At 35.6% G+C, this 11,303-nt stretch carries 13 protein-coding genes; 5 read left to right on the top strand and 8 right to left on the bottom strand.

Annotated features, from left to right (window positions below):
• The first annotated feature begins 22 nt into the window (after positions 1–22).
• The 3 genes from M2098_RS00615 (at position 23) to M2098_RS00605 (ending at position 1,821) form a co-directional block, all read left to right on the top strand.
• Positions 23–1,012 (top strand): aldo/keto reductase, encoded by a 990-nt coding sequence (locus M2098_RS00615; protein WP_280680859.1) that lies wholly within the window; start codon positions 23–25, stop codon positions 1,010–1,012.
• 99 nt (positions 1,013–1,111) lie between these two features.
• Positions 1,112–1,591: a DUF2975 domain-containing protein gene (locus M2098_RS00610; protein WP_280680860.1), complete on the top strand. Its 480-nt coding sequence runs from the start codon at positions 1,112–1,114 to the stop codon at positions 1,589–1,591.
• The gene (locus tag M2098_RS00605; RefSeq protein ID WP_134167469.1) at positions 1,591–1,821 is read left to right on the top strand and encodes a helix-turn-helix transcriptional regulator; all 231 of its coding nucleotides are present in this window, start codon (positions 1,591–1,593) and stop codon (positions 1,819–1,821) included. Before M2098_RS00610 ends, M2098_RS00605 begins: the two co-directional genes overlap by 1 nt.
• A gap of 44 nt (positions 1,822–1,865) precedes the next feature.
• Here M2098_RS00605 and M2098_RS00600 read toward each other — a convergent pair whose 3' ends face one another.
• The 5 genes from M2098_RS00600 to M2098_RS00580 form a co-directional block, all read right to left on the bottom strand.
• A complete protein-coding gene (locus M2098_RS00600) occupies positions 1,866–2,198 on the bottom strand; it encodes a hypothetical protein (RefSeq protein ID WP_280680862.1) in 333 nt (110 codons plus the stop codon).
• 199 nt (positions 2,199–2,397) lie between these two features.
• The gene (locus M2098_RS00595) at positions 2,398–3,057 is read right to left on the bottom strand and encodes a TrkA family potassium uptake protein (protein ID WP_134167471.1); all 660 of its coding nucleotides are present in this window, start codon (positions 3,055–3,057) and stop codon (positions 2,398–2,400) included.
• Positions 3,058–3,067: 10 nt separating this feature from the next.
• A complete protein-coding gene (locus tag M2098_RS00590; protein ID WP_280680864.1) occupies positions 3,068–3,715 on the bottom strand; it encodes a TrkA family potassium uptake protein in 648 nt (215 codons plus the stop codon).
• Positions 3,716–6,532, bottom strand: coding sequence for a cation-transporting P-type ATPase (locus M2098_RS00585; protein WP_280680865.1), 2,817 nt, complete (start codon positions 6,530–6,532; stop codon positions 3,716–3,718).
• A gap of 241 nt (positions 6,533–6,773) precedes the next feature.
• Positions 6,774–7,415: a Crp/Fnr family transcriptional regulator gene (locus M2098_RS00580; RefSeq protein WP_134167477.1), complete on the bottom strand. Its 642-nt coding sequence runs from the start codon at positions 7,413–7,415 to the stop codon at positions 6,774–6,776.
• A gap of 94 nt (positions 7,416–7,509) precedes the next feature.
• On the opposite strand from M2098_RS00580, the gene M2098_RS00575 reads away from it, so the two are divergent.
• A complete protein-coding gene (locus M2098_RS00575; protein ID WP_280680866.1) occupies positions 7,510–8,250 on the top strand; it encodes a 4Fe-4S dicluster domain-containing protein in 741 nt (246 codons plus the stop codon).
• A 12-nt stretch (positions 8,251–8,262) separates the two neighbouring features.
• Positions 8,263–8,598: a cupin domain-containing protein gene (locus M2098_RS00570; protein WP_280680868.1), complete on the top strand. Its 336-nt coding sequence runs from the start codon at positions 8,263–8,265 to the stop codon at positions 8,596–8,598.
• 32 nt (positions 8,599–8,630) lie between these two features.
• Here the strand turns inward: M2098_RS00570 and M2098_RS00565 are convergent, their stop codons facing one another.
• From M2098_RS00565 to M2098_RS00555, 3 genes are all read right to left on the bottom strand, one after another.
• Positions 8,631–9,596: a carbohydrate kinase gene (locus M2098_RS00565; RefSeq protein WP_280680869.1), complete on the bottom strand. Its 966-nt coding sequence runs from the start codon at positions 9,594–9,596 to the stop codon at positions 8,631–8,633.
• Between the two features lie 100 nt (positions 9,597–9,696).
• A complete protein-coding gene (locus tag M2098_RS00560) occupies positions 9,697–10,419 on the bottom strand; it encodes a class C sortase (RefSeq protein ID WP_280680871.1) in 723 nt (240 codons plus the stop codon).
• Positions 10,391–11,236: a class C sortase gene (locus tag M2098_RS00555; protein ID WP_280680873.1), complete on the bottom strand. Its 846-nt coding sequence runs from the start codon at positions 11,234–11,236 to the stop codon at positions 10,391–10,393. Before M2098_RS00555 ends, M2098_RS00560 begins: the two co-directional genes overlap by 29 nt.
• Positions 11,237–11,303 lie beyond the last annotated feature (67 nt).

The following is an 11,303-nucleotide window of genomic DNA, read 5'->3' as shown; positions in this document are numbered from 1 at the left end:
ACACTATCACAGGAGGCATATCATGCAAAACATAAATAAAGATCGTTACAATAACATGCAGTACAACTACTGTGGCAAAAGTGGATTAAAACTGCCAGCTTTATCATTTGGACTATGGCATAACTTTGGTGATCATACACCGTATCAAAGTATGGTTGACTTAGTACTTACAGCATTCAACAATGGAATTACACATTTTGACTTAGCTAATAATTACGGACCGATTCCAGGACGTGCTGAAGAAAACTTTGGCAAGATTCTAAAAGAAGAAGTGGCGGGATATCGAGATGAGTTAATCATTTCAACCAAAGCTGGATATACCATGTGGGATGGTCCATACGGAGATTGGGGTTCAAGAAAATATCTTATTGCTTCACTAGATCAAAGTTTGAAACGACTAGGTTTAGATTATGTGGACATTTTCTATCATCATCGCATGGATCCAAATACACCACTTGAAGAAACAATGGGAGCTCTTCATTCTATTGTACAAAGTGGAAAAGCGTTATACGTAGGATTGAGCAACTATGATGGACCTACTTTAGAAAAGGCACTAAACATACTTAACAAGTTAGGTACACCTTGTATTATCAATCAAAATAAGTATTCCATCTTTGTGCGCGAGATTGAAGAAAATGGACTAAAGGAAACTGCAATCGCTGCTGGTAGTGGGATTATCAGTTTTTCACCATTAGCACAAGGCTTACTCACGGAACGTTACATTCACGGAATTCCTGAAGACTCACGTGTAAAAACAGATGCTCGCTTTCTTCAAGAAACTGGAGTGAAAGAAAAATTACCACAAATCCAAGCACTTCATGAAATTGCTAAGAAAAACAATATGACACTTTCACAAATGGCAATTAAGTGGCAATTTAGAGAACCAGGAATTATCAGTGTACTAATTGGAGCAAGTAAGCCTTCACAAATCATTGAAAATATAGAGGCACTCAATAAACCCGACTTAGATGCACAAACCATCGCTGAAATTGATGCAGTAATAAAACCCTAACAAATCGCTAAACAATACTTATTTATCGTAAAACGATATATTTGTATTGTTTTTTAATATTTATTGTGGTATTTTAAATATAGAAACATGGAGGTACTTATGAAGGGAAAACATATTCCAACCATTTTGTTTATATTTATTACATTGATTTTAGTATTCGTAGCATTTCTATATGGATTTTTTATTCCAGTATTAGCTGAACAGTATGCACATGGTTTTCCAGAATTAGAAAGCATCAAAAATATCGTCTTAGTTTTCATTGAATGCACAGGAATTCCTGTACTTATCATTCTTGGACTTGGATATGCTGTTGGTATTCAAATCATGAAGTTTGAACACTTTACAAGAAAAACCGCAAAGTACATGCGTAGTATTTCTGTTTTATCTTTGCTTGATGCAATCTACTTTGGTATTGGTATGTTTATTATGGCATTTCTTGGTTATATAGATCCACCTACGATCATTGGCTCAGGTGCTGCTATTATCTTTGCACTTGCTGTTGCTGGTGCAAGTTATGCTCTTAGTTATTTCATTTATGAAGCAGCAAAGTTACAAGAAGAAAGTGAGTTGACAATTTAATGGAAGAACAAGGTAAAATTGTTTTCAACATTGATGTAATGTTGGCAAAACGAAAAATGAGCGTCACCGAATTATCTAGACTTGTAGGAATCAATATGCCCAATATGTCTATTTTAAAAAATGGAAAAGCAAAAGCCATTAAAGTTCATACATTACTAAAACTCTGTGAAGCTCTTGACTGTCAGCCTGGTGATTTACTAAGCTATGAAAAAAATGATGATAACACATAAATATAAGCAAAAACCGCAGTTCTCAATTTTGAACTGCGGTTTTCTTACGCTTGTCGTAAATATACTACCATTTTTATATTATACTTCTTTGCAAGCGTTTCATATGTGACTTCTTTTATTTGTGTAATCTCATATATAATTCCTTGATAAGAAACTGTTTTTCCAACTGCGTATTCTTCATAAAATCTTCTTGTTCGCTCTTTTTGGATACCTCCAAAATTCAAAAATTCCATACATAATGAACCGTCATCCATTTTGCGAAACACTGGTTTAAATGCAGCCTTTTTCACATGGTGTCTAGATCCTAATATAATTGCGATAACAAGTACGATAATTACAACGGTACAACCTCCAATTACTAATGTTGCCTCATCCATATTCAATTGTCTCCTCTTCTTTACATACTATAGCAAAGCAAGAAAACAACCACAACGTATTCTATGTGTATATCGTGTATATTATGAATTATTGACATATTATGACTTGAAATACACAAAGCGATATAATTGTGTAAATTACATTAATAAAGAAAAACCCATCGTTAAAATGGATATTCTAACGATGAGTTTTTTATGTTTATGCAAATAATGCATTTAGTTCTTCAAGTTGATCATCATAACATAAGAACATGATGTGATCATTACTTTCAATTGTCGTATTTCCTTTTGGAATGACTACTTCATGGTTTCTTGTGATTGCAATTAAGACAGCTTTATCAGGGATTGCTAGATCCTTAATTTCTTTTCCAATTGCCATTGAGTTTGCTTCAACTGTGATTTGACTAATTGAGTATTCACCACGGTTTAATTTCATCAAGGTCATAACATTACGCATGTCAATTTCATCAACTACTAACCGTGCAAGCAATTCTGCTTGATTGACTTTCACATCAACTCCCATTTCTAAAGTAAACAGCCATTCGTTACTTGGGTGATTTACACGTGCGATTACACGGTCCACACCAAACTCATATTTTGCGATAGTTGCACTTACAAGGTTAACTTCATCTTTACCTGTAACACAAACCACAACGTCACAATCTTGCATCCCTGCTTGTGACATGATCACTGGATCACTACCATCACCTTCAACTAAGATGTCTGGACTAAATTTACCACGAATCTTTTGTAGTACTTTTTCACGCGATTCGATAACTTTTACATCGATTTCGTGTTTAACGAGTATATCTGTAATGTAAGAACCAACTTGTCCTCCACCAATAATAATAACTTTCATGATGTACCTCCTAATTCATTCCCAGTAGGCTTTTTAGTGTACCTACTGAAGAATTTAAGACAGCGATAAACAATCCATCATTTGGTTGAAGAATCGTTCCACTGGTTGGTAAGAAAGCATCGTTGTTGCGCTCAATTGAGACAACACGTACTTCTCCAAGTCGATTGATTTCTTCAATGGTTTTTCCTACAAGTAATGCTGGTACATCCACTTTTACTAATTCTACACCACCACCAAGTGACATAATACCATCAAGTTGAGTGTATGTAATAATCTCACTAGCTCTTGCGATTCCCCAGTCTGTTGTAGAAATGGTTTGTACACCTAACATTGAGTATATCTTTGCTTTGTCGCGGTCATACAAACGCGCAATAACATGTGGAACACGATAGATGTTCTTTGAGATTCTTGCAATTAGTGCATTGGTTTCATCAGAATTGGTACAACTGATTAATGCATCACTTCTTTCAATTCCTGCTTGTTCTAATACCTTTTTATCAAACCCCAATCCATTAACTGCTGTGAATGTACTTGTTTTTGCAAGTTTTTCTAATACTTCTTGGTTGGTGTCAATCAAGGTAATTTTGTGGCCTTCTAAAGAAAGTTTTTGGCATAATCCGCTTCCCATTCTTCCGCCACCGACGATAATGATATTCATTTACTTCACCCCTTTGCTTGATGATTTTTGATTCGCAATTTCTTTTCCATACATGATTTTCTTACGTAATTCTTCAAGTGCTACAACTGGAATTGGAATAAGTGCCAATATAATCCATTGCGTTAAACCAAGAGGTCCTGTATTAAAGACATCTTGTAAGAATGGCACATACATCAATAATGCAAGAAGCACGATTTCAAAGACAATTCCAAATACGATTTTTTTATTTGAGAATAAACCAACGGTAAATACCGAACGTTTATTTGTTCGACAGTTAATAACTGCTCCAATTTGACAGAACACAATTGCTGCTAGCGTCATTGTTGTTGCTTCCTTATAAACAGCTCCACTACTTGCAAGCGGCACATTTGGCCAACCATTTGCAATATTAATTAAGAAATATCCTGCCATTGAGATTACTGCCGCAATCAATCCATACCATAAGAATGCCTTGATGATTAGAGATTTCGACAACAAGCGATCTGATTTCTTACGCGGTGGTTGATCCATAATTCCTTCTTCAGGAAGTTCTGTTCCTAGACCAAGAGCAGGTAGCATATCTGTACCAAGGTCAATTGCAAGAATTTGCATAACTGTTAATGGAAGTGGAATGAGTCCACCAGAGAATAAGAATGCTGCACTAGGCACAGCTTCTGCCATATTTGAGTTTAATATATACAGTAAGAAACGACGAATGTTTGCATATACTGCACGTCCTTCTTCTACTGCTTTTACAATACTTGCAAAGTTATCATCTGTAAGAATCATATCTGCAGCTTCTTTGGCAACATCGGTTCCCGTGATCCCCATGGCAACCCCGATGTCTGCCTTTTTCAGTGCTGGTGAATCATTTACTCCATCTCCTGTAACGGCAACCGTTTCACCCATTTCTTGGAGCATGCTCACAACACGATATTTTTGTTCTGGTGCAACTCTGGCAAAGATAATTTCATCTTTTAGCGCTTGTTTTAATTCATCATCTTCCATGCTTTCTAGTTCCATTCCAGAAACTACACGTGGATTTTCGCCTTTTACAATACCAATACGTTTGGCAATACTTTCAGCAGTCAATCCATAGTCACCTGTCACCATGACAATACGAATACTTGCCTTGTGACATAGTTCAACAGCTGCTGCTACTTCTGGACGTGGTGGGTCAAGCATAACAACTAACCCAACAAAGACCATATCTTGTTCGATAATCTCTGGTGTATAAGCACTCATTTGTACTGGCACATTACTATCCTTTGTAATTGGTCGATAACTTAATGCCAACACACGTAATCCATTACGCGCATACGTGTCATTTGCTTCCATGATTTTCGTACGATATGCTTCGCTCATTTCCACTTTCTGACCATCAACGATAATATGTGTAGATAGTTCCATCACTTCTTTTGGTGCACCTTTTATAAATGCAATTCGCTTACTACCATCTACTTCTTGATGCATTTGATGAATCGTTGTCATACGTTTACGACGAGAATCAAATGGTAACTCACGAACTCTTGGCGCTTCCTGTGCAAGTTGTGTTAAATCAATTTTTGCTTTTTGAGCAACAACACCTAAACATGCTTCCGTTGGATCTCCTAACACGGTAAACCGATCATTATCTTCATTTGGTGGCACAATTCTAGCATTGCTACATAGTGCCATCCCACGTAATAATAAATCTAAGTCTTTATCATCCTTGTATGTTACAGCTTTTCCATCAAGTTCGACACTTCCTTCACTTGAGTAACCCAAGCCTGTAACTTTATATTCTTTATTTGGTAACCAAATATCACTTACTGTCATTTCATTTTGCGTTAGTGTTCCTGTTTTATCCGAACAAATAACACTCGTACTACCTAGCGTTTCAACGGCACTTAGTTTTTTAACCAAAGCATGTTCTTTTGCCATACGTTGTACAGCCATCGCTAGAGATAATGTAACTGTTGGTAATAAACCTTCTGGAATAAAGGCAACCATCATTCCTAAAGCGAAAATAAAGCTCTTCGCTACTGGATCATGTACAAATACAATTGCTGCAATAAAGAAGAATAATCCAATTCCTGCTGCAATCATTGAAATTTGACGGGTTAAACGGTCCAATTCTTTTTGGAGTGGACTTGATTCAACTTCCATGTTTTGTGTTAAATTGGCAATCTTACCAAATTCGGTATTCATTCCAATTGCAGTAACAACTGCCTTTCCAGAACCACTTGAAACACTTGTACCTGCAAAGATTAAATTTGGATATTCAAAGCGTGTTAAATCATCTTTTAGTACCGCATCACTTTGTTTATGCACAGGATTACTTTCTCCTGTTAAGGCACTTTGATTCGCTTGAAAATCTGAAGTTTCGACAAGACGTGCATCTGCACTAATCTTATCCCCTTCTTCGACAAGCATCACATCTCCAGGCAATAACTCTTCTGTTAGGATTTGTTGTTCTTGTCCATCACGAATCACACGTGCATATGAAGGCAACATTTTCTTCAATGCGTCTGTTGCTTTTCCAGCTTGGAATTCTTGCCAGAAACTAAACAATCCATTGATGACATTAACTAGCCAAATCGCTATACCTAACTCTGGCATTTCGGCAATAATCGCAACGATACCACCAAACCAAAGCAGAATTGCCATCATCGAAGTAAAGTGACCTAGAAACAATTTCCAAGTGGGCTCCCCTTTAACTTCTTCAATTTCATTCTTTCCATAGGTAGCACGTAAACGATCAAGTTCATCACTTGAAAGTCCTTGGGGCTTGCTACCAAGTTGTTCATAAACTTCTTGAGGGGGAAGTTTATAAATCTGCAAATTTTTCTTCTCCATAATTACCTTTCCCATAACATTCTAACAAATGTAAATATGAATGGACCTAAAAATCCATAAGCACAATCATACTCTTTTCTTCCTATAAATCAATACTAAACTTTAATGAATTTTATAGCAATTATGATACTTCATTTGAATGTTAAGATTCGGTTAAAATACGGTTAAAAATCGCTTATTTTCCCCTTATTATTTACGAAAGTATATGAGAGAAATATAAAACTTATATGGCTATTGTTGACTAGTAAATCGTGAATTCACTAAGATGATAATCAATGATTCCTTCATCACGCATCTTAGATAATTCAGCACTCAAAGCCGAGCGATCGACGGATAAATAATCAGCGAGTTCGTTTCGATTGAATGGAATACTAAAACGATAGTTTCTTTGTTGCTGGGCTTGCATTGATAGAAATGCAAGTACCTTATCACGTATTTTACGTTTACTTAAAATATCCATCTTTTGTGACATAAAGACATTTTTACTTGAAAGGATATACATCATATTTTTCATCAGTTGTGGATACCGAACACCAAAGTCAATAAACTGTTCCCCTGTAATAAATAAGATATCACTATCTTTATGTGCGACAACATTTACAGGTAATTCTTCTACCCGAGAAAAGGCAAAGGACTCACAAAAAATCTCACCTTTTCCTAATACATTGACAATACTACGATTTCCCCAGTAATCCAGTTTTGAAACGGTCACATTCCCTTTTAAAATGAAACCAATTGCATACTGCGATTCTCCCATCGCAAATACAGTCTGCTCACGGTCGTATGTCTTACGATGCAAACTTTCTAAGATTACTTGTACTTCTGAATTTTTTAATCCCTTGAATAAAGGATGTGCATAAATCATTTGAAATATTTTATTCATAAATTACCCCATCTGTTGTAAAAACAACATACTTCTTAAACTCACTATAGTATTCTATCATTACAAAGTCAAACGACGTAAAGGAGAAATTCAATTGAAACGTAACATAGTAACGATAAATGAAGATTTATGTAATGGATGTGCTGCATGTGCAGTTGCCTGTCACGAAAGTGCCATTGCAATGATTAATGGAAAAGCCAAACTAATCAAAGAAGACTATTGTGATGGACTTGGTGATTGTTTACCAAGTTGTCCAACAGGTGCAATTACCATTGAAGAAAAAGATGTAGAAGCTTATGACCAACAAGCCGTTGATATCCATGTGAAAGCGATGGCAGAAAAAGGAAATCCACATCATACGAATGTCGAAGTTCCAATACATGCGCATGCACACAGCGGATGTCCAGGGTCTATGGCAAGAAGTTTACAACCACAAGCAAACACTCAAGAAAACACACAAGTAAGCAGTCAAAGTCAGTTAAAACAGTGGCCAATTCAAATCAAATTAGCTCCTGTGAGTGCACCTTATTTTGAAGATGCAAATCTACTAATTGCAGCAGACTGTACAGCATATGCATATGCAAGATTTCATGAAGACTTTATTAAGAATTCCATTTGTATTATCGGTTGTCCAAAATTAGATGAAGGTGACTATACTGAGAAACTCGAGCAAATCATTGTGCAAAACAATATAAAGAGTGTCACAATTGTACGTATGGAAGTACCATGTTGCGGTGGGCTTGAACAAGCCGCAAAACATGCACTACAAAACAGTGGAAAGTTTATTCCATGGCAAGTAAAAACCATCAGCATCGATGGCAAAATCATAGATTAGAAAGGAGCTATCATGAATAAAGTTGTAAAGAATATCACACCAAGTGAAGTTATGGAACTAAAAGATTTAGTGAATGCGAACCCTGGAGAAGTCGTAAGTAAAATCATCGTCCAAAATGATAAAGTATCGATGACATTGTTTGCATTTGCCCAAGGCGAAGAAATTGGAGCACATACCTCAAAAGGGGATGCCCTTGTTACTGTACTAGAAGGAAGTGCGATTATTACTATCGATAATGTAGAACATACTGTATCTGCGAATCAAAGTATTTTAATGCCTGCAGACATCTTACACGCACTGTATGCTAAAGAACCGTTTAAAATGCAACTTACCCAAATGTTTGAATAATGCAAAGCGACCGATTTCACGGTCGCCTTTTTTTATAGATTTTGACTAAATGTATCAAGTTGCGCTTGTGTTGCTAGTACACTAAGTGCTCCTTTTTGTGTTACGGTATGTGCTGCATACAAATTTGCAAAATCCGCAAATTCCTTTAGTAGTAAGTCATCTACTACTTCGATGTTCTCTACATTTGCTTCAAGTAGTTTATACAAGAAAGCTCCAATAAAAGAATCACCAGCTCCTGTCGTATCAACGGCTGTTACTTTTACTCCTTTCGATGTAATGCATGTATCCTTACGATATATACTTGCGCCTTCTTCTCCACCTGTAATAATCAGTAGCTTACAACGATACGTAAATAATAGTTGCTTGATTTCTTCAATCTTCATTTCATCAAATAAAAATTCAAGTTCATCTTGTGAAATCTTCACGATATCAGCGTATTGTAAATACTCATGAACTACGTTTTTCAACGCAACTAAATCGTCCCATAAAGAAAATCTTAGGTTTGGATCAAAACTAACAAGAATATTTTGTTGGATTGCTTTTTTTATTACATATGTATGTGCATCTTTCATTTCACTATCTACAAGTGAAACCGAACAAAAATGTACAACTCCACAATCTTCTAGAGTCTTATTTGTCACATATGATGGTTTGTAATGTAAATCTGCAGCTGTTTTCCGATAGAAACTAAAATCTCTTTCTCCATTAGCTGCTAATGATACAAATGCAAGCGATGTATCATAATCTTTACTTTGGTGTAGTTCACTTGTATCCACACCGACTTTTTGTAATGTTTCAACAATATGATCACCAAATGCATCTGCACCTACTTGGCTTAAGATTTTAGCATGACCTCCAAGTTTAGCAACTGCACCTGCTACATTCGTTGGTGCTCCACCAACGACTCGATGAAAGCTTTCAACATCTTTGAGTCGACACCCTTTTTCTACTGGGATAAAATCAATTAACGCTTCTCCGATTGCACATAGATTTTTCATAACGATACTCCTCAATTCTTCTTTATCTAATTGTACACGAATTCCATTTTTCATCCAATAGGTTATATAGCATTCACTTAATCACTTAATACTTTATATATCATTCTGTTGTTCGTATAGCATAAACTACATATCGATGACTAAATACATCAATTGGATGGCATGTAAACAAAGTTAATCTATCATCACCTGGATGTATCAATATTTTATCAATACTGGTCGGATCAATAATTTCTGTCTCTACAACTGTATATGAAAGTTTTTCTTTAAAATTCTGTATATAAATTGTATCTCCAATATGAATTTCTTCAATGTCATGAAACATCTTTGCTTTATAGTGATTTCGATGTGCTGCAACCACAGCATTCGTATTAACTCCGCCTATTGGCATCGATGTATAAGTTAATAAAGTTGCACCATGTAACATGTTTTCTTCACTAGCTCCTAAGTATATAGGAAGTTCTAAATCAATTGTTGGGATACTAAGATATCCAATCATATTATCATCAATCCCATATTCGGATAAATCAAAACCTTGTTGTTCATAACTGAACGGGTCACTCAATTCGATTTGTCCGCTTTCAAATAACTCTTGATTATACTTTTGAAGTGCATCATATAATTCTTGCACACGCACCTGCTTTTTATTTTTATTGTCATATGTAACCTTGAATTCTTTTATTGTTTGTTTCATCTCTTTATCAAAAACAAATCGTGTTACATGTGGATACAGTAATGTACCTAACCCAACAAAAAAAACAATTATCCCAATAATCCAAATAAACTTCCTATGTTTACTTTCTTCCTTCTTCTTTGTTTTCATCCTTCTTCTTCCTTTTTTTAAAGTAAATATAACCTCCTACGCCTGCAAGAACTACACTACCAAATATGTATGGCCAGCGGATACTACGTTTTAACACCTGATTATTACTTACTGTGTTTTGATGCTCAACTTCATATGCAACTCGTGTTCCACGAACCAATAAACGTTCTGTATTTACTCCATATGGCACACAAGTTACTAGCGTTATATAGTCTTCACCAACAACTGGTAATAATTCATCTGTTTCATGCGGATACACCGTTTTAATTTGATCTACCTCATATTTCAAAGTGTCATTCAAGACATGGACATAAAATGTATCACCGACTTCAAGATCAACTAAATCAGTAAATAGATTTGCTTGAGGAAGACCACGATGTCCACTAAGTACGGTATGGTTATTTGGACCACCAATAGGCAGAGAAGTTTGCAATAAATGACCAACACCTTTTTGAAGTACCTTTTCACTAGTTCCATGATAAATTGGCAGTTTTACATCAATTGCAGGAATTTCAATATATGCCATAACACCATTTCCAATATCTAGTATTTCTGAATAATTTTCTGGTAAGACTGTCCCACTATTTTGTATAAATGGATCTTGAATATTTTCTCCAGAGATACTTGCATTATATTCTTTTGCTTTCTTCATTTCTTCGTCAACTTTTTCTTGAGAATAAGTATCTATATTTTGCTGATACGATGCGATGACCTTCTCTTCTTGCATTGTTGCCAGTATATTGGAAACTACTGGATACATAAGTAAGGCAAATCCGCCAAGAAATAGTAATGCCACAAGTGTTTTCTTTACTTTCATATTATCACCCTTTATATCACAAATTGAACGGCTAGATGCCGCTCAATTTGAATGATTACATAATATA

Source organism: Breznakia sp. PFB1-19, assembly GCF_029893935.1.
GTDB lineage: Bacteria > Bacillota_I > Bacilli_A > Erysipelotrichales > Erysipelotrichaceae > Breznakia > Breznakia blatticola.
This window is presented reverse-complemented; position numbering and strand designations above follow the sequence as displayed.

What these genes read in the sequence shown, in the direction of transcription:
- M2098_RS00615 (WP_280680859.1), top strand. Translation starts at nt 23, where the DNA reads ATGCAAAACATAAATAAAGATCGTTACAATAACATGCAGTACAACTAC.
- M2098_RS00560 (WP_280680871.1), bottom strand. Translation starts at nt 10,419, where the DNA reads ATGAAAACAAAGAAGAAGGAAGAAAGTAAACATAGGAAGTTTATTTGG.
- M2098_RS00590 (WP_280680864.1), bottom strand. Translation starts at nt 3,715, where the DNA reads ATGAATATCATTATCGTCGGTGGCGGAAGAATGGGAAGCGGATTATGC.
- M2098_RS00595 (WP_134167471.1), bottom strand. Translation starts at nt 3,057, where the DNA reads ATGAAAGTTATTATTATTGGTGGAGGACAAGTTGGTTCTTACATTACA.
- M2098_RS00570 (WP_280680868.1), top strand. Translation starts at nt 8,263, where the DNA reads ATGAATAAAGTTGTAAAGAATATCACACCAAGTGAAGTTATGGAACTA.
- M2098_RS00555 (WP_280680873.1), bottom strand. Translation starts at nt 11,236, where the DNA reads ATGAAAGTAAAGAAAACACTTGTGGCATTACTATTTCTTGGCGGATTT.
- M2098_RS00610 (WP_280680860.1), top strand. Translation starts at nt 1,112, where the DNA reads ATGAAGGGAAAACATATTCCAACCATTTTGTTTATATTTATTACATTG.
- M2098_RS00605 (WP_134167469.1), top strand. Translation starts at nt 1,591, where the DNA reads ATGGAAGAACAAGGTAAAATTGTTTTCAACATTGATGTAATGTTGGCA.
- M2098_RS00565 (WP_280680869.1), bottom strand. Translation starts at nt 9,596, where the DNA reads ATGAAAAATCTATGTGCAATCGGAGAAGCGTTAATTGATTTTATCCCA.
- M2098_RS00585 (WP_280680865.1), bottom strand. Translation starts at nt 6,532, where the DNA reads ATGGAGAAGAAAAATTTGCAGATTTATAAACTTCCCCCTCAAGAAGTT.
- M2098_RS00600 (WP_280680862.1), bottom strand. Translation starts at nt 2,198, where the DNA reads ATGGATGAGGCAACATTAGTAATTGGAGGTTGTACCGTTGTAATTATC.
- M2098_RS00580 (WP_134167477.1), bottom strand. Translation starts at nt 7,415, where the DNA reads ATGAATAAAATATTTCAAATGATTTATGCACATCCTTTATTCAAGGGA.